Annotated in this window: 17 protein-coding genes; 7 read left to right on the forward strand and 10 right to left on the reverse strand. The window is 70.1% G+C overall.

Features of this window, described 5'->3' with window-relative positions; genetic code table 11:
* Window positions 1-47: 47 nt before the first annotated feature.
* A complete protein-coding gene (locus ACFYVR_RS05685; protein ID WP_387470566.1) occupies window positions 48-611 on the reverse strand; it encodes a flavin reductase family protein in 564 nt (187 codons plus the stop codon).
* Between the two features lie 188 nt (window positions 612-799).
* Here ACFYVR_RS05685 and ACFYVR_RS05690 point away from each other — a divergent pair, with 188 nt between their 5' ends.
* Window positions 800-1732, forward strand: a complete 933-nt coding sequence (locus ACFYVR_RS05690) for an AraC family transcriptional regulator (protein ID WP_387470568.1) — start codon at window positions 800-802, stop codon at window positions 1730-1732.
* 60 nt (window positions 1733-1792) lie between these two features.
* Here ACFYVR_RS05690 and ACFYVR_RS05695 read toward each other — a convergent pair whose 3' ends face one another.
* A complete protein-coding gene (locus ACFYVR_RS05695; protein ID WP_387470569.1) occupies window positions 1793-2413 on the reverse strand; it encodes a hypothetical protein in 621 nt (206 codons plus the stop codon).
* 276 nt (window positions 2414-2689) lie between these two features.
* On the opposite strand from ACFYVR_RS05695, the gene carD reads away from it, so the two are divergent.
* Genes carD through rlmB form a run of 5 tightly spaced genes read left to right on the forward strand, consistent with a single transcriptional unit; the run spans window position 2690 to window position 6794 of the window.
* Window positions 2690-3178, forward strand: a complete 489-nt coding sequence (gene carD, locus ACFYVR_RS05700; RefSeq protein ID WP_345352957.1) for an RNA polymerase-binding transcription factor CarD — start codon at window positions 2690-2692, stop codon at window positions 3176-3178.
* Window positions 3179-3199: 21 nt separating this feature from the next.
* Window positions 3200-3907, forward strand: coding sequence for a 2-C-methyl-D-erythritol 4-phosphate cytidylyltransferase (gene ispD, locus ACFYVR_RS05705; protein ID WP_387470570.1), 708 nt, complete (start codon window positions 3200-3202; stop codon window positions 3905-3907).
* Window positions 3908-3919: 12 nt separating this feature from the next.
* Window positions 3920-4396, forward strand: coding sequence for a 2-C-methyl-D-erythritol 2,4-cyclodiphosphate synthase (gene ispF, locus ACFYVR_RS05710; RefSeq protein WP_387470571.1), 477 nt, complete (start codon window positions 3920-3922; stop codon window positions 4394-4396).
* An 11-nt stretch (window positions 4397-4407) separates the two neighbouring features.
* Complete coding sequence (gene cysS / locus ACFYVR_RS05715) at window positions 4408-5817, forward strand: cysteine--tRNA ligase (RefSeq protein ID WP_387470572.1); 1410 nt, start codon at window positions 4408-4410, stop codon at window positions 5815-5817.
* The gene (gene rlmB, locus ACFYVR_RS05720; protein WP_387470574.1) at window positions 5817-6794 is read left to right on the forward strand and encodes a 23S rRNA (guanosine(2251)-2'-O)-methyltransferase RlmB; all 978 of its coding nucleotides are present in this window, start codon (window positions 5817-5819) and stop codon (window positions 6792-6794) included. Before cysS ends, rlmB begins: the two co-directional genes overlap by 1 nt.
* A 120-nt stretch (window positions 6795-6914) precedes the next feature.
* On the opposite strand, the gene ACFYVR_RS05725 is transcribed toward rlmB, so the two are convergent.
* The 6 genes from ACFYVR_RS05725 to ACFYVR_RS05750 all read right to left on the reverse strand — a co-directional run bounded on the left by ACFYVR_RS05725 (window position 6915) and on the right by ACFYVR_RS05750 (window position 12086).
* A complete protein-coding gene (locus ACFYVR_RS05725) occupies window positions 6915-7244 on the reverse strand; it encodes a hypothetical protein (RefSeq protein ID WP_387470576.1) in 330 nt (109 codons plus the stop codon).
* 137 nt (window positions 7245-7381) lie between these two features.
* Entirely contained in the window at window positions 7382-8212 is an 831-nt protein-coding gene (locus ACFYVR_RS05730) for a mycofactocin-coupled SDR family oxidoreductase (protein WP_387470578.1), read from the reverse strand.
* A 322-nt stretch (window positions 8213-8534) separates the two neighbouring features.
* Entirely contained in the window at window positions 8535-9290 is a 756-nt protein-coding gene (locus ACFYVR_RS05735) for a LamB/YcsF family protein (protein ID WP_387470580.1), read from the reverse strand.
* Between the two features lie 9 nt (window positions 9291-9299).
* Window positions 9300-10181, reverse strand: coding sequence for a metal ABC transporter permease (locus ACFYVR_RS05740; RefSeq protein ID WP_387470582.1), 882 nt, complete (start codon window positions 10179-10181; stop codon window positions 9300-9302).
* A gap of 13 nt (window positions 10182-10194) precedes the next feature.
* Complete coding sequence (locus ACFYVR_RS05745; RefSeq protein ID WP_387470583.1) at window positions 10195-11043, reverse strand: metal ABC transporter ATP-binding protein; 849 nt, start codon at window positions 11041-11043, stop codon at window positions 10195-10197.
* The gene (locus ACFYVR_RS05750; protein WP_387470585.1) at window positions 11040-12086 is read right to left on the reverse strand and encodes a metal ABC transporter solute-binding protein, Zn/Mn family; all 1047 of its coding nucleotides are present in this window, start codon (window positions 12084-12086) and stop codon (window positions 11040-11042) included. The genes ACFYVR_RS05745 and ACFYVR_RS05750 overlap by 4 nt, the downstream gene beginning before the upstream one ends.
* An 86-nt stretch (window positions 12087-12172) precedes the next feature.
* Here ACFYVR_RS05750 and ACFYVR_RS05755 point away from each other — a divergent pair, with 86 nt between their 5' ends.
* Window positions 12173-13264, forward strand: coding sequence for a LacI family DNA-binding transcriptional regulator (locus tag ACFYVR_RS05755; protein ID WP_387470587.1), 1092 nt, complete (start codon window positions 12173-12175; stop codon window positions 13262-13264).
* Between the two features lie 56 nt (window positions 13265-13320).
* On the opposite strand, the gene otsB is transcribed toward ACFYVR_RS05755, so the two are convergent.
* Both otsB and kstR read right to left on the reverse strand, forming a co-directional pair.
* Window positions 13321-15861: a trehalose-phosphatase gene (otsB, locus tag ACFYVR_RS05760; RefSeq protein WP_387470589.1), complete on the reverse strand. Its 2541-nt coding sequence runs from the start codon at window positions 15859-15861 to the stop codon at window positions 13321-13323.
* A 14-nt stretch (window positions 15862-15875) separates the two neighbouring features.
* The gene (gene kstR, locus ACFYVR_RS05765) at window positions 15876-16535 is read right to left on the reverse strand and encodes a cholesterol catabolism transcriptional regulator KstR (RefSeq protein WP_387470591.1); all 660 of its coding nucleotides are present in this window, start codon (window positions 16533-16535) and stop codon (window positions 15876-15878) included.
* Window positions 16536-16538: the final 3 nt, after the last annotated feature.

Raw genomic sequence — 16538 nt, forward strand, 5'->3', positions numbered from 1 at the left:
CCTTGGGGGAGGGAACTCGGGCGGGTACGAGCTCGGTGGATCGGGTGTCAGTTGGCTGCGGTGGAGAGGTGGAAGGGGGTGAAGCTGGTGGCGGCGTCGAACCAGCCGTTGTTCGGGTCGTCCATCGACCCGTTCCAGGCGGCCGAGGCGCTCGGTGCACCGAGATCGTGGAAGGTGCTGCGGTAGAACAGCAATGGTGAGGTCTCGCGGCTCTCGGCGTCGACGATCTCGCCGATGAAGATGATGTGGTCGCCGCCGTCGTACTCGGCCCACGGCATGCACGACAGGGTGGCCGCGGTGCCGGCGAGGACGGGGGCGGTCGGTCCCTGCTTCCACACCGGTTCGGGCGACTGGGGGCGTCCGGCGAAGTGCAGGGCGACGTCGGTCTGGTCGGCGGCGAGGATGTTCACCGCGAACGGCGCTCCCGACAGGAAGCTGCAGGCCTTCGAGGTTCGGGTCAAGGTCACCTGGCACAGTCGCGGCTCGACCGAGACGGCGGTGAATGCGGTCACCGTCGCACCGTGCGCGGAGCCGTCCTCCTTCGCGCAGGTGATGACGGTGACGCCACTTGCGAACTGTCCGAAGATGTTTCGGAGTCTGCGCGAGTCCATCGTCGGTGCTCCTTTTCGGGTGGCTTTCTGGTGTGATCCAGAACATATGCCCGTCCGGTGTCCGCTTCCATCCGCGAAGCGACGCCGCGATCCGGAACGCGCGACGACTGCGGGATGGGTCACATTTGCCAGGGAGAGTGCTGCACATCACACTTGTGTGCACAGCTCGGACGGGAGGTAACACGGAAATGGTGGTCACTGGCACCGGCGACTGGCACGAGGCGGAACACGTGGTGTCCGATGCCTACTTTCCCCACGTGTTGACGCCGTTGACGGCCGGGTCGGAGCCGCACCTGCAGGTGCGGGCCCTGCCGCTCGGCGCGCTGCGGCTCACGCGGATCGGATGGGGAGCCGAGGTTGCGGTGCGGACCGAGCATCCCGGGGCCTACGCGGTCAACATTCCCCTCTCGGGGCGGATCGAATCCGTCAGCGGCGGTCACGACGTCGTGTCGCTCCCGGGGCAGGCGTCGGTGTTCCGGCCGGACACCACCGCGGCCATCACCCGGTGGACCGAGGGGTGCGAGATCGTCGGAGTGAAACTGGACCGGGACTACCTGCACCGGGAGTTGGACCGGGTGCTCGGTCGCCCGGATCGGCGGCTGCCGGCCCAGGTGGACCTGTCGACCGCCGAGGGGGCGAGCTGGATGGCGCTGCTGCGGTCCGTCGTCGAGCAGGTGCGCGAGGGGGAGACGCTCTGGCAGCAACCCGTGGTGGCCGAGCAGCTGTCCGGGGCTCTCGCCTCGGCGTTCGTGCTGGCGGTCATGCCGGAGGAGAGCGGGGCCGCGGTCCGTCCGCGCATCGTCAAGCGCGTCATCGACCGCATCCACGAAGACCCCGCCCAGGCCTGGACGGCGGCGGACATGGCCGAGGTGGCGGGGGTGAGCGTGCGACGACTGCAGGAGGGGTTCCGCGTGTACGTCGGCATGTCGCCCCGCGACTACGTGCTCGACGTGCGCCTCGGCCGGATCCACGCGGAGCTGATCGGCGGCGTGCCGTCCGAGACGTCCGTGACCGACGTCGCGATGCGCTGGGGTATCACCCACACCGGACGCTTCGCCGCCTCGTACCGCCGTAAGTACGGGGTCGCACCCTCGGCGACCCTGCGGGGCGTCGCCGGCTGAGACGACGGCGACCCCCGGCCGATCGGCCGGGGGTCGCTCTCGTGTTGCTTTCCGCGGTGGTCAGTGGCCGCCGGCGTGCTCGGCCAGGGTGCCCGCACCGGCGTTGCCGGAGAGCGCGGACTCGTGACGCTCGAGGACCGGGCCCGCGTCGACCGGCACGTCGACGGTGATGTCACCGGCGTTGGCGAAGGTGAAGGTGATCGGCGCGGTCAGACCCGGGTAGACGTGCTCGGCGACCCCGTTCAGCGTGACCAGGATCAGGTCGGTCTCGATCTCCTCGCCGTCGTCGGTCACCGTGGCGTTGACGGTTCCGGCGCTCAGCGCGGTCTGCGGTTCGATCACCCGGCCGCCGACCTCGCCGGCGATGGTGACGGACTTGGCGAGATCGGTGGTGATCTTCTCCAGTCGCTCGGGCTTGGACTCGCTCTCGTTGATCGCGGTGAACGCGAGTGCCACGGTGCCGCCCGGCTCGAGGCTGTACTCCTCGCTGTTCGGGTACACGATGTGCACGTTGCGCAGCGAGATGTCGCCCTGGTTCGCGTAGTTGCCGTTGACCGCGGCGACCTGCGTCGACGTCTGGGCGACCTGGCCCGCGCCGCAGGCGGACAGCGAGATGGCAGCGGCTGCGGCCAGGGCAACGGCGGTGGCGACTCGGCGAGTCGACGCATTCAGTGCTGTCACGGGGGTGTCCTCCACGGCGTCGGGTCGTAACTCAACTAGGCAGAGTAGTAGTTGTCTCTCGCGCGGTTGAGTCCGGGTCGTTCCCGGGCTGCCCCGAGTCTGTCGCTGCTCGGCGAAATCCGGTGTCCGGCGGGAGGTTCGGTGCCGTGTCGATGCACGTTCGTGACCTGGTGTCAAGCGTTGTTATCTCCCCGTCGTGCGTCTGACCAGCGACGTTGGAACCGTCCCGGCGGGGAGCCGTGATAAACTGGGCAGATCGAAAGGGGCACGGGACAGATGATTTTCAAGGTCGGAGACACCGTCGTATACCCCCATCACGGCGCGGCGTTGATCGAAGCGATCGAAACACGCACCATCAAGGGTGAACAAAAGGAATATCTGGTACTGAAGGTCGCCCAGGGCGACCTCACCGTCCGAGTCCCCGCAGAGAACGCCGAGTACGTCGGCGTTCGTGATGTAGTGGGTCAGGAAGGACTGGACAAGGTCTTCCAGGTGCTGCGTGCACCGCACACGGAGGAGCCGACCAACTGGTCTCGGCGTTACAAGGCGAATCTGGAGAAGTTGGCCTCCGGTGACGTGAACAAGGTCGCCGAGGTCGTTCGCGACCTGTGGCGTCGCGAGCAGGATCGAGGACTGTCCGCCGGGGAGAAGCGGATGCTTGCCAAGGCACGGCAGATTCTCGTCGGTGAGCTCGCCCTCGCCGAGGGCACGGACGACGAGAAGGCCGAGACGATCCTCGACGAGGTCCTCGCGGCGGCGTCCTGACGTCCACGCGGACCTGAACAGATGAACACCGTGACCGACCCGGCCGACGCGCGCAGCGGAGGCCGGGTCGTTGCGTTGGTTCCCGCCGCGGGACAGGGCACCCGGCTCGGTGAGGGTGTGCCGAAGGCCTTCGTGACGCTGCGTGGGCAGACGCTGCTGCAGCGGGCGGTGGCCGGGCTGCTCGACTCGGGCGTGGTGGATCGCGTCGTCGTCGTCGTGCCGCCGGATCGTGTCGACGCGGTCCGGGCGGACCTGCCGGACGGTGTCGACGTCGTGCCGGGCGGCGCGGAACGGACCGACTCGGTGCGTGCGGGCCTCGCGGCGGCCGGCGATGCGGAACTCGTGCTCGTGCACGACGCGGCTCGGGCCCTGACCCCGCCCACGCTGATCGCACGGGTGGTCGCGGAGCTGCGGGCGGGCCGCGAGGCGGTCGTGCCCGCGCTGCCGGTCGCCGACACGGTCAAGTGCGTCGATTTGCTCGGCGTCGTCACCGGGACGCTCGAACGCTCGGAACTGCGGGCGGTCCAGACGCCGCAGGGATTCGCCGCGGATCTGCTGCGCCGGGCGTACGAGAGTTCAGACGTCGTGACCACCGACGACGCGGGGCTTGTGGAGCGCATCGGGGCGCGCGTCCGCACGATCGCCGGGGAGCCGCTCGCCTTCAAGATCACCACGCCGCTCGACCTCGCGCTGGCGCGGGCGTTGACGGACCCGGACACGAACGAATAGGAGTCGCAGGCAGTGCGAGTGGGCATCGGTACGGACGTTCATCCGATCGAGGCGGGACGGCCGTGCTGGATCGCAGGCCTGCTGTTCGAGGGGGAGGACGGATGCGCCGGCCATTCCGACGGAGACGTGGCCGCGCACGCCCTGTGTGACGCGCTGCTGTCCGCGGCGGGTCTCGGCGACCTCGGGTCGGTGTTCGGCACCGGTCGCCCCGAGTGGTCGGGTGCGAGCGGCGCGGCGCTGCTCACCGAGGTGCGGCGGATGCTCGACGAGGAGGGGCTCGCCGTCGGGAACGCCGCGGTGCAGGTGATCGGCAACCGGCCGAAGATCGGGCCGCGGCGGATCGAGGCCCAGGACGCGCTGTCCGCGGTGCTCGGCGCACCCGTGTCGGTGTCCGCGACGACCACCGACGGTCTGGGGTTGACGGGCCGTGGCGAGGGGATCGCGGCAGTCGCGACGGCGCTGCTCATCACGGCCGGGTCGGACCGGTAGGATCGCACGTCGTGACCCTGCGACTTTTCGACACCGAGACGCGGGCCCTGCGTGACTTCGTTCCGCTGGCTCCCGGACACGCGTCGATCTATCTCTGTGGGGCCACCGTGCAGGGCGAGCCGCACATCGGCCACGTTCGCAGCGGTGTCGCCTTCGACGTCCTCCGCCGGTGGCTGCTTGCGCACGACTACGAGGTCGCGTTCGTGCGCAACGTCACCGACATCGACGACAAGATCCTGAACAAGGCCGCGGACGCCGGCCGCCCGTGGTGGGAGTGGGCCGCGACGTACGAGCGGTCCTTCGGCTGGGCGTACGACCAGCTCGGCGTCCTGCCGCCGTCGGTGGAGCCGCGAGCGACCGGTCACGTCACGCAGATGGTCGAGTTGATGCAGCGGCTGATCGACGCGGGCCACGCCTACGCCGCGGCCGGTGACGTCTACTTCGACGTGCTGAGCTGGCAGAAGTACGGCGCGCTGTCGGGGCACAAGCTCGACGACGTGCACCAGGGGGAGAGCGCCGCGGAGGGCAAGCGTGATCCCCGCGACTTCACCCTGTGGAAGGCCGAGAAGCCGGGCGAGCCGTCGTGGCCGACGCCGTGGGGTCGCGGTCGGCCGGGTTGGCACCTCGAGTGCTCCGCGATGGCCGGTGCCTACCTGGGTCCCGAGTTCGACATCCACTGCGGTGGACTCGACCTGGTGTTCCCGCACCACGAGAACGAGCTCGCGCAGTCGCGGGCCGCCGGTGACGGCTTCGCCCGCTACTGGCTGCACAACGGCTGGGTGACCATGGGCGGCGAGAAGATGTCGAAGTCGCTCGGCAACGTCCTGTCGGTGCCCAACGTCCTGAAAAGGGTTCGGCCGCAAGAGCTTCGGTTCTACCTGGGTGGTGCGCACTACCGCTCGATGCTGGAGTACTCCGACCACGCGCTCGACGTCGCGGCCGAGACCTACCGCGGCATCGAGGCGTTCGTGCTCAAGACCCTCGAGCGGGCCGGTAACGTCCCGCTCGGCACCTGGACGGACGGGTTCGCGGCGGCGCTGAACGACGACCTCGGTGTGCCGAAGGCGCTCGCGGAGATCCACGGCCGGCAGCGGGAGGGCAACAAGGCGCTGGCGGCGGGCGATCTCGACGGTGCCGTCTTCGTCGCCGGGCAGGTGCGGGCGATGATGGGCATCCTCGGTGTCGATCCGCTCGACCCGCACTGGGCGAGCGAGTCGGGTGACGCGACCGCCGCGCACGCCGCGCTCGACGTGCTGGTCCGCGCCAGCCTCGACGCCCGACAGCAGGCCAAGGCCGACAAGGACTGGGCCACCGCGGACGCGATCCGCGACCGGTTGGCGGCCGCGGGCATCGCGGTCACCGACACCCCCAACGGACCCGAGTGGTCCCTCGAGAAGAACCACGACGAAGCAGGGCAGTGATGGCAGGCAATTCGAGCAGGCGCGGCGCGATCCGCAAGTCCGGCACCAAGAAGGGCCAGGTCGTCGGCTCGGGCGGCCAGCGCCGCCGAGGGCTCGAGGGGCGCGGCGCGACCCCGCCCGCCGTCGAGCGCACCAAGCATCCCGCGGCCAAGCGGGCTCGCGCGGCGGCCAAGGCCGCGAACACCGGTCGCCCGGGCGGCGGTTCCGGCGGCCGTGGCGGATCACCCCGCAAGGGCGGCGACGGACCCGAGAACGTGCTCGGCCGTAATCCGGTCCTGGAGTGCCTGCGGGCCGGCGTGCCCGCGACCGCCCTGTACGTTGCGGTCGGCACCGAGAACGACGACCGGCTGTCGGAGAGCGTCCAGCTCGCCGCCGAGGCGGGCATCTCGATCCTCGAGGTGCCCCGCACCGACCTGGACCGGATGAGCGCCAACGGCCTGCACCAGGGTGTGGCGCTGCAGGTGCCGCCGTTCCGGTACGCGCACCCGGACGACCTGATCGCCAACGCGCGCACCCAGCAGGAGGCGCCGCTGCTGGTGGCGCTCGACAACATCACCGACCCCCGCAACCTCGGCGCGGTGGTCCGGTCGGTCGCCGCCTTCGGCGGGCACGGCGTCGTGATCCCGCAGCGGCGCAGCGCGTCGGTCACGGCCGTCGCCTGGCGGACCAGTGCCGGTGCCGCGGCCCGCCTGCCGATCGCGCAGGCCACCAACCTCACCCGCACCCTCAAGGACTGGGCGGCCAAGGGTGTGCAGGTCGTCGGCCTCGACGCCGGCGGCGACACCACCCTCGACGAGTACGACGGCACCGGTCCGGTCGTGGTCGTGGTGGGGTCCGAGGGCAAGGGCCTGTCGCGGCTCGTCCGCGAAACGTGCGACACGATCCTGAGTATTCCGATGGCCGGTCCCGTGGAGTCGCTGAACGCCTCCGTGGCCGCCGGTGTAGTGCTCGCCGACATCGCCCGCCAGCGGCGCTGACGCGCCCGTGAGTCCTGTCGGTCCGCTCGCGGGCCGAAAGGACTCACGGTTCGAAACCACCGGATGGACGGATCGGGGGCGCGGGTGGCAGGGTGCCTCCCGCGCCCCCGATCCGTGCCGTCACACCGATTCCGGTGCGTACTCCGTGATCTGCGCCAGCAGCCGAACGACCGGCGGCTCAGGGGTCTTCAGCGAGTCCGACATGCGGAACTTGCCCGCGTTGTACGCCTCGTACATGCGGTCGTAGATCGCCTGCAGGTCGTCACCTTCGATCTCGTAGATCGCGATGTACGGCCCGCCGTCGGCGACCGGCGCGAACCTGCGGGCAGAGACGTACCCCTCGGTGGCGACGACGTCGGGAAGGTGGATCTCGTCGTACCACTTGTTGTATTCCTCTTCGCGCTCCGGCGAGATCGGACCCGATTCGACGTAGATGATTCCTCGCGCCATTGGAACACCTTTCTCTGGGTTCGTCCCGAGGCCCCGAAGGGTGACATCGAGAGCGGTGATTCGTCTGTCGAGCTGTGGAAGCGGTCCCGGTGTCCCGGGTGTCCGAGCCGGGGGTCCCTGGTGTGGGTGCCCGGAACTCAGACGATCGCGAAACCGGCATCGACGGGCATGGCCACGCCCGTGATGTACTTTGCTTCGTCGGACACCAGGAAGGCGATGGCGTTGGAGATGACCTCGGGTTCGAGGATCTCGACGGGCAACGCGTTCTGCATGCCCTGGACCGCGTTCTTACCCCCGCGCTTCGCTTCCTCCATGAGGGCGGCCATCGCGGCGTTCTGCGTCATTCCGCTGATGACACCGGTGGGGTGAATCGTGTTGACGCGAATCCATTCCGGCGCGAGATTTCCCGCCAGGGACTTCATCAATCCGACCAGTCCGGTCTTGGCCGCGGTGTAGGCGGTGCCGCTGGCATCGCGCGAGGGGCTGGCCTTGAGGCCCGCGGTGGAGCTGGTCAGAACGATCGATCCGCCGACACCGGCCTCACGCATCGCGGGGAGCGCCGCCCTGACCGTGTGGTAGGCGCCGGTCAGGTTGATGTCGATGGTGTCCTTCCACTCGTCCAGGAAGTTGTCCGTCTCGGGTCCCAGTCGGACGACGCCCGCGTTGGCGAGGATGATGTCGACGCGGCCGAATTCCTTGTAGCCCTCCTGGAAAGCGGCACTGAGTTCCTCGAAGTTCCGGACGTCCGCCTTGCGGGCGACGATCCGCTGGCCTTCCTTCTCCACCAGGCGGACGGTCTCCTCCAGATCGGCTTCCGACGCGTTCGGGTACGACATCGACGGGATGTCGGCGCAGATGTCGACGCCGATGATGTCGACGCCTTCGCGGGCCAGCCGCACGGCGTGCGACCGGCCCTGCCCGCGCGCAACACCGGTGATGAAGGCGACTTTCCCTTCGAGTCCTGACATGTGTACAGCTCCCTTTCCTGGGTCATCGCCGATTTCGAGATCGAGTTCGACGTCCGTCGGTGGGTCGGGCGTGCCGCGCCACGGGTGGGCGGCGCCGGACACGCCTGCCCGGACCGAATCACGTTCATCGAACTTGGTTCACTAGTCTTACTCTGTGACCGGAGTCACCGCAACAACCCGGACTCGGAGTCGACGAAATCGCCTCGTCACGGCACCGCCGTCGGACGTGACCGGTGTCGGCAGGGTGGGGGAGACGGTGGCGGCCGAGCTCGTCAGCGCGCTCGTTCCTCGGCGAGAGGTCGGGCGCGGACGGGCTTGCGAATCACACGAACGCCGCGATGGCGACGCCCGCCGCGCCCAGTCGGTCCCGGATGGCCACGGCCATCGCGACCGCGGCGGGAGAATCGCCGTGCACGCACACCGAGGCGGGGCGGGTACGGACGACGGTGCCGTCGACGGCCACGACCTCACCGGCCTCGACCATCCGGAGCACACGTGCCGCGACGAGGTCCGGGTCGGACAGCACCGCGCCGGGCTGTGAGCGGGGGACCAGTTCACCGGTCGGCAGATAGCCGCGGTCGGCGAACGCCTCCGTGACCGTCCGGAGCCCGGCGGCTTCGGCTTCGGCGAGGAACACCGACCCGGGCAGTCCGAGCACGGGCAGGGTGGGGTCGTAGGCGACGACGGCTGCGACCACGGCGCGAGCCTGCTCGTGGTGGTGGACGACGGCGTTGTACAGCGCGCCGTGCGGTTTGACGTAGCCGACGGCGGAGCCGCTGGCCTGCGCGAGCCCGTCGAGGGCGCCGATCTGGTAGATGACTTCGGCGGTGAGGTCGCTGGGGGAGATGTCGATGAAGCGGCGTCCGAACCCGGCGAGGTCGCGGTAGCCGACCTGGGCGCCGATGCGGACGGCGCGGCTGGCTGCGGCGCGGCAGGTGGCCAGGAGAGCAGCAGGATCGCCCGCGTGGAATCCGCAGGCGACGTTGGCGCTTGTCACCAGGGCGAGCATCGCCTCGTCGTCGCCGAGGCGCCAGGCGCCGAAGCTCTCGCCGAGGTCGCTGTTCAGGTCGATTGCCACGACACCAGCCTAGGCCGCGACCGCGACCCGCCCCGAGTTCGCGCGCCGCCGCGAGCCGATCGCCCGGCAGATCAGGTAGATCACGAACGAGATCGTGGTGACGAACGTGGAGACGGGCACGCCCGGAGCGAGCGAGAGCAGGATGCCGCCCACCGCGGCGAGTTCGGCGAACAGGATCGCCAGCAGCGTCGTCTTCAGGGGGCTGGACGTGACACGGGCGGCCGCGGCGGCGGGGGTGATGAGCAGCGACAGCACGAGCAGTGCGCCGACGATCTGCACGCCGAGGGCGGCGGCGACACCGACGAGAACGGCGAACACCAGCGACAGTCCACGGATCGGGACGCCGCGTGCCCGCGCCACGTCGGGGTCGGTGCTGGCGAACAGCAGCGGCCGGTACACCACGAGCAGCACGGCCAGCACGACGACGGCGCACACCAGCAGCAACTGCAGGCCCTCGTTGCCGACGCCGACGATCTGGCCGACGAGCAGCGAGAAGCTGGTGCCCGTGCGGCCGGGGTAGAGCCACATGAACAGCACCGACAGGCCGAGGCCGAACGACATGATCACGCCGATCACCGAATCCCGTTCGCGCGCTTTGCTACCGAGCAGGGCGAACAGGACGGCCGCGATCACGGAGCCGACGATGGCGCCGACCCCGACGCTGATCCCGGCGAGCAGGGCGGCGGACGCGCCGGTCAGTGACAGCTCGCTGGTGCCGTGCACCGCGAACGACATCTGCCTGCTGATGATCAGCGGGCCGATCGCGCCGGCGAGCAGGCCGAGGATCGCGGCGGCGAGGAGGGCCTGCTGCACGAAGTCGTACTGCAGCAGGTCGATCGTGGTCTGCCAGTCGAGCATGCTCGACAGCGCCCCGGACAGCTTGTCGTTCATGCGAGTTCCTCGTTCACTCGTGATCCTCGTGATGGGCGCAGTCGGTGCTCAGTTCCCCGGCGCCGCCGAGCGCGTCGATCGCGTCACCGGTGCCGACGACGACGAGTCGGCCGCGGACATGGAGGACCTCGACCTCGGTGCGGTACAGCGCGGAGAGCACCTCGGAGGTCATCACCTCGGCGGCGGTGCCGATGCGGAACCGGCCGTCGACGAGGTACAGGACGCGGTCGACGAGCGGCAGGATCGGGTTGATCTCGTGGGTGACGAACAGGACCGCGGTGTCGTGGGCGAGCCTGCGCTGGTTGATCAGGTCCGAGACGCGGTGCTGGTTCGCCAGGTCGAGGCTGAGCAGTGGCTCGTCGCAGAGCAGCACCTGCGGATCGCCGACCAGTGCCTGCGCGACCCGCAGTCGCTGCTGTTCACCGCCCGACAGTGAGCCCACCGGGGCGTTGGCGTAGGACTGGGCGCCGACCTCGGCGATGGCGGCGTCGACGGCGGCACGGCGGATGCGCCGACTGCGGAAGCCGGTGCCCCAGCGGTGCCCGTCGACGCCGAGGCCGACGAGGTCGCGGCCCCGCAGCGGCAGGCCCTCGTCCATCGTCTTCTGCTGCGGGATGTACCCGACGTGCGGGTTGCCGGTCCGGATCGGGTCGCCGGCGATCCGGGCGCTTCCCGCGGTCAGCGGGACCTGCCCGAGCAGCATCTTCAGCAGCGACGTCTTGCCTGAGCCGTTCGGGCCGAGGACGGCGACGAACTCACCGGGCGCGACCTCGAGGTCCAGCCCGGACCACAGGGTGCGGTCCCCGTACGAGAGCCCTGCACCGGTCAGTTCGATTGCGGGCGGAAGGGTTCCGGCGTTCATGCCGCCGGCCTGGCGGCGGCCGCGTCGAGCGCTGCGGCGAGCTGCTCCGCGGTCGACAGCTGCCACTGCACGTAGTCGACGCCCTCGGGAAGTGTCTCGGTGACCTCGACGACCGGGATGCCCGCGGACTCGGCGACCGCGCGGATGTCGCGTGTCACCTTGTCCTCGGTCTGGCTGTTGTAGACGAGAAGCGCAACCTGCTTGCCTCTGAGCAGGTCCCGGGTCGCGGCGATCGCGGCCGGCGGGGGGTCGTTGCCCTCTTCGATGGCGGTGGTGAAGTCGGCCGGGGTCCGGTCCTCGAGGTCGGCGGCCGCGATCAGGTGGTACGCGATCGGTTCGGTCTGCGCGATGGCGGTGTGCGGGTACTTCGCCGCGATGTCCGCGGTGACGGCGGAGATGCCGTGCAGTTTCTCGTGGAACGCCTCCGCGTTCGCGGTGTAGGCGCCGGCGTTGGCGGGGTCGAGTTCGGCGAGTTCCGAGGCGATCCGGTGGGCGACGGAGTCGACGGTCGCGATGTCGTACCAGACGTGCTCGTTGACGGCGCCGTGATCGTGATCGTGGCCGTCGGCGTCGGCGTCCGTGCTCGTCGGCGCGGCCTCCGACTCGGCGTGGTCGGTGTGCAGGTCGTTCTCGGCGCCGAGCAACTCGTACGCGTTGACGGTCGGCCTGTCCGCACCGCTGGCGAGGATGTCGTCGACGAACTCGTCGTAGCCGCCGCCGTTGTAGACGATCAGGTCGGCGTCGGTGAGGGCCGCGGCGTCGCGGGGGCTGGCCTCGTACGAGTGCGGATCGGCGGACGGTTCGCTGATGATCGACGTGACGTCCGCGTGCTCCCCGGCGACGGCCGCCGCGACCGAACCCCACACGTTGGTGGAGGCGACGACCGAGATGCGCCCGTCCGCGGTGTCGGAGGTCGCCGTGCCGCAGGCGCTCAGGCCGAGTGCGCCGACTGCGACCAGGGCGGTTGCCGCCCCGGTTCCGAGCGCACGACGTCCACGTTTCTGGGAGCGGGCACGGCGGAGCGGCTGAGGCAGGGGAAGCATGACGTAAATCTTAATGGAAACCGTTTCCGTTGTACATTGGCGGGGTCGTGCTTTCGGTCACCCGCACCACCCAGTACCGTCCCGTTATGCCCCGCTCCCGTCATCCGCACCGTCAGGCCACCCTGGCGTCGCTCGCGGCGGAGCTCAAGGTGTCCCGCACCACCGTCTCGAACGCGTACAACCGCCCCGACCAACTCTCCGCGGAGCTCCGCGAGCGCGTGCTCGAAGCGGCCAAGCGTCGGGGCTACCCCGGTCCGGACCCGGTCGCGCGGTCCCTGCGCACGCGCAAGGCGGGCGCGGTGGGGCTGCTGCTGACCGAGGCGCTGAGCTACTCCTTCCGGGATCCCGCCGCGATGAGCTTCCTGGCGGGGCTGAGCGAGTCCTGTGAGGAGGCCGGTGAGGGCCTGCTCCTGATCCCCGCGGGCCCCGGCCGCGACGACGTCGAGGCCGCCGCCGTGGTGCAGCAGGCCGGGGTCGACGGGTTCGTCGTCTACTCCGTCGCCGACGACGACCCCTATCTTGCCGCGGTGCTCGAACGTCGGCTCCCCATGGTCGTGTGCGATCAGCCTCGCGAGATCGCGGGCGCGGCACTGGTGGGCATCGACGACCGGGGTGCGATGCGGGAGCTGGCGGATCACCTTCTCGCCATGGGGCACAACGAGATCGGCGTGCTCTGCATGCGTCTCGGTCGCGACCGCCGCGACGGCCCCGCCGACGCCGAGCGGTTGCAGACCCCGAACTTCCACGTCCAGCGCGAACGAATCGCCGGCGTGCAGGACGCGATGGCCGCGGCCGGACTGGGCCCGTCGGCGCTCACGGTGTACGAGTGCGCCGAACACACCGTTCCCGCCGGAAGTGCCGCGGCGGCGCGGCTCCTGGGGCTCAACCCGCGGATCACCGCTCTGGTGTGCACCACGGACGTGCTGGCGCTGGGCGCACTCGACCACGCCACCCGCACCGGTGTCGACGTGCCGGGTGCGTTGTCGGTCACCGGGTTCGACGGCGTCACCGAAGCGTTGCGGGCCGGCCTGACCACCGTGCGGCAACCCGCCGAGGAGAAGGGCCGCCGGGCCGGGGCGCTGCTGCTTCGGGAGTCGCATTCGGGTGTCTCGAGCGTCGAGATGCTCCCCACCGAACTCGTCCCCGGCCGGACCGCCGCGCCGCCGGTCGGGCGCTGAACCTGTGCGCGAGTCCGGCAGCTCCGGCCACCGAACTCGCGCACAGGCGCCGCAGGCTAGCTGAGCAGCGCGGCGCAGCGCAGCAGGCCGATGTGGCTGTACGCCTGTGGGTGGTTGCCCAGTGAGCGCTCCGCGACGGGGTCGTACTCCTCGGCCAGCAGCCCGGTGGGTCCGGCGGCGGCCACCAGCTGCGCGAACAGCGCCTCCGCGTCCGCGCGCTGTCCGATCAGCAGGTACGCCTCCACCAGCCACGCAGCACACAGGTGGAACCCGCCCTCGCCGCCGGGCAGTCCGTCGTCGTGGTGGTAGCGGTACACGGTCGACCCGCTGCGCAGTTCGGTCTCCGTCGCGGTGACGGTCGCCGCGAACTTCGGATCCGACGGATCGATCAGCCCGGACAGCCCGATGTGCAGCGTCGCGGCGTCGAGGTCGGTGCCGTCGTACGCGGCGGTGTACGAATTCGCGCGGTCGCTCCACCCGCGGTCCTTCACCTCGTCGGCGATCTCCCGGCGCAGTGCGTCCCAGCCCACGCCCGCGTCGCGACCGAATTCGGCGGCGAGCGTCAGCGCCCGATCCACGGTCACCCAGCACATCACCTTCGAATAGACGTGATGACGGGGATTGCCGCGGATCTCCCAGATGCCGTTGTCCGGTTCGGCCCAGCGACGCTGGACCGCGGACACCATCGCCAGCACGAGGTTCCAGTCCGGGTCGGTCAGCGGCTGCGCGACACCCTGCTTCTTGCGGGCCTGGGCGAGGTCGGCGATCAGTTCGACGATCGGGCCGAACACGTCAAGTTGGACCTGGGAGTTCGCGGCGTTGCCGACGCGAACGGGCCGCGAGCCGCCGTATCCGGGCAGCGAGTCGATCACGGCCTCCGGCGGCAGATTGGTGCCCTGGATCGTGTACAGCGGATGCAGGCGTTCCGGACCGGGGAGGGTCGCGAGCACGCGGTGCACCCAGCCCAGGAACGCCTCGGCCTCACCGAGTGAGCCGAGGGTCACCAGTGCGGAGGCGGTCATCGCCGCGTCCCGCAGCCAGCAGTACCGGTAGTCCCAGTTGCGCACGCCGCCGAGGTCCTCGGGCAGGGAGGTGGTGGCGGCCGCCAGGATCGACCCCGAGTCGGCATGGACCAGCCCGCGCAGCGTCAGCGCGGACCGCTTCATCAGTCCGGTCTTGCGGGACGGCAGCTCGAGGTCCTCCACCCAGTCCCGCCAGTACGCCTCGCTCTCCGCGCGGCGGTCCGATTCGTGGACTATCGACGGGGTCAGGTCGGTGGTGCCACAGCGCAGTTCGAGCACGACGGGAGCGACGGACGGATCGACGACGGCGTGCGCGGTCTGCTGGACGCCGTCGCTGGTGATCTCCCATTCGATCCCCGGTGAGCGCAGCACCAGCGGGTCGTTGGTGCCGTACACCCGCAGCCCGTTCTCCTCCTGCTCGAGGTGAACCTGAACCTGACCGAACTCGGGGCGCGGGGCGAACGTGACGCGGGCCTTGGCCTGCCCGGTGACCACCCGGGTCAGTTCGGTACGGCCGGCCGGCACGTCGTGCGGCAGGTAGTCGGTGACCTGCAGGCTCGCCCAGCGGGTCTGGACGGTCATCGTCCCGTCGACGTAGCTCTGGCTCAGTGGCAGGCCGGCGCGGACCGGTTCGATGGTGAAGTGGCCGGCGCCGACCCCGCCGAGCAGGTGGGCGAACACCGCGGCCGAGTCGGGCTCCGGGTGACAGAGCCAGGTCACGGTCGCGTCCGGGGTCAGCAGCGCCACGGTCCGCGGGTTCGCGAGCATGGTGAGCCGTTCGATCGGCGGGGCGCTCTCGCCGTGCAGCCAGGTGCGGCGTTCCTCGAGCAGGAAGGCCAGGGCGGCGCCGACGTCCTCGGTGCTCGGGATGCGGAATTCGGCGAGGGAGTCGCCGTCGCCGACCTTGATGCCGATGTCGGGGCCGTGCAGGCGGGTGAACGCCTTCTCGTCGGTGACGTCGTCGCCGAAGAAGACGGTGGCGGAGGCCCCCTCGCGGTGCCGGAGGATGTCGAGGGCCTCACCCTTGTCGGTGACGATGACGGCGAGTTCGATGACCGACTTGCCCTCGGTGACCTGCACGCCGTTCCACTTCGCCGGGCCCTGACGGACGCGTTCGAGGGCGTCCGCGGCGACGTCGTCGGCAGCGTTGCGCACGTGCAGCGCGGCGCTCGCCGGTTTCACCTCGACGGTGACGCCGGGACTGTTCGCCGCGACGTTCTGCAGGTCGGCCGTCAGCTCGCGGAGCAGGCGCTGGGCGTCGTCGTTGATCTCGTGGACGAACCCGACGTCGAACTCGGAGCCGTGGCTGCCGACGAGCTGCACCTCGACCGGTAGCCGCGACAGCATCGCCAGGTCGCGCAGCGCGCGCCCGGAGATCACCGCCGACGTGGTTCCGGGGAGGATCGCGAGTGCGCGCAGGGCACGCACCGCGTCCGCATGGGGGAACGCCTTCGATGGGTCCGACACGATCGGCGCCATCGTGCCGTCGTAGTCGGAGGCCACGAGTAGGCGCGGCGTCCTCGCGATCGAAACGAGACGCCGTCTGAGCTCGACTGGTAGGTCCTGCGCACTCACCGCGCAGAGTCTACTTAGGAATTCGCCCGATCCTTGTAGCCTCCGAGCAACAGTTCGACAGTCAGTTCCAGTCGCTTGGCCACATCGGTTGCCGACGAGCGCCGGGTGAGCCACGCTACGAGGTTGGACAGCCACACGTCGGACACGACGCGGGCGATCTGCAACTGCTCCTCGGTGGGTTCGCCGTCGCTCATCGCGCGGGCGAAGAGGGAGTCCATCAACCGGCCGACGTGGTCGACCTCGGCGGCCGCGGAGGCGTCCGCGAACATGAACGCGCGGGTCATCGCCTCGGTGAGCAGGGGGTCGCGCTGCATGGCCCGGGTGATCTGGCCGAGAATCAGGTGCATCCGCTCCATCGGGCTGTCGCCGGGCGGCATCTTCTTGCGGGAGTCGATCTTCTCGAACTCGCGGCCGAGTGCCGAGACCAGCAGGTGGACCTTCGACGGAAAGTACCGGTAGAGGGTTCCGACGGCGACGTCGGCGCGCTCGGCGACGGCCCGCATCTGGACGGCCTCGTACCCACCCTTGGACGCCAGCGCGAGCGTTGCGTCGAGGATCCGCTTGCGGCGTTCGCGCTGCGCGTTGGAACTGAGGTCGTCGTCCGACAGGGTCGTCACCGCGGCGTTGGCGGTGCCTGCCTTGGCGGCGGAACGAGTACGGGATGAGGACGTCATCAA

Source organism: Rhodococcus sp. NPDC003318, from assembly GCF_042879035.1.
In the GTDB taxonomy this organism is placed as follows: Bacteria; Actinomycetota; Actinomycetes; order Mycobacteriales; family Mycobacteriaceae; genus Rhodococcus_G.

What these genes read in the sequence shown, in the direction of transcription:
- ACFYVR_RS05685 (WP_387470566.1), bottom strand. Translation starts at nt 611, where the DNA reads ATGGACTCGCGCAGACTCCGAAACATCTTCGGACAGTTCGCAAGTGGC.
- ACFYVR_RS05690 (WP_387470568.1), top strand. Translation starts at nt 800, where the DNA reads ATGGTGGTCACTGGCACCGGCGACTGGCACGAGGCGGAACACGTGGTG.
- carD (WP_345352957.1), top strand. Translation starts at nt 2,690, where the DNA reads ATGATTTTCAAGGTCGGAGACACCGTCGTATACCCCCATCACGGCGCG.
- ispD (WP_387470570.1), top strand. Translation starts at nt 3,200, where the DNA reads ATGAACACCGTGACCGACCCGGCCGACGCGCGCAGCGGAGGCCGGGTC.
- rlmB (WP_387470574.1), top strand. Translation starts at nt 5,817, where the DNA reads ATGGCAGGCAATTCGAGCAGGCGCGGCGCGATCCGCAAGTCCGGCACC.
- ACFYVR_RS05725 (WP_387470576.1), bottom strand. Translation starts at nt 7,244, where the DNA reads ATGGCGCGAGGAATCATCTACGTCGAATCGGGTCCGATCTCGCCGGAG.
- ACFYVR_RS05730 (WP_387470578.1), bottom strand. Translation starts at nt 8,212, where the DNA reads ATGTCAGGACTCGAAGGGAAAGTCGCCTTCATCACCGGTGTTGCGCGC.
- ACFYVR_RS05740 (WP_387470582.1), bottom strand. Translation starts at nt 10,181, where the DNA reads ATGAACGACAAGCTGTCCGGGGCGCTGTCGAGCATGCTCGACTGGCAG.
- ACFYVR_RS05745 (WP_387470583.1), bottom strand. Translation starts at nt 11,043, where the DNA reads ATGAACGCCGGAACCCTTCCGCCCGCAATCGAACTGACCGGTGCAGGG.
- ACFYVR_RS05750 (WP_387470585.1), bottom strand. Translation starts at nt 12,086, where the DNA reads ATGCTTCCCCTGCCTCAGCCGCTCCGCCGTGCCCGCTCCCAGAAACGT.
- ACFYVR_RS05755 (WP_387470587.1), top strand. Translation starts at nt 12,173, where the DNA reads ATGCCCCGCTCCCGTCATCCGCACCGTCAGGCCACCCTGGCGTCGCTC.
- kstR (WP_387470591.1), bottom strand. Translation starts at nt 16,535, where the DNA reads ATGACGTCCTCATCCCGTACTCGTTCCGCCGCCAAGGCAGGCACCGCC.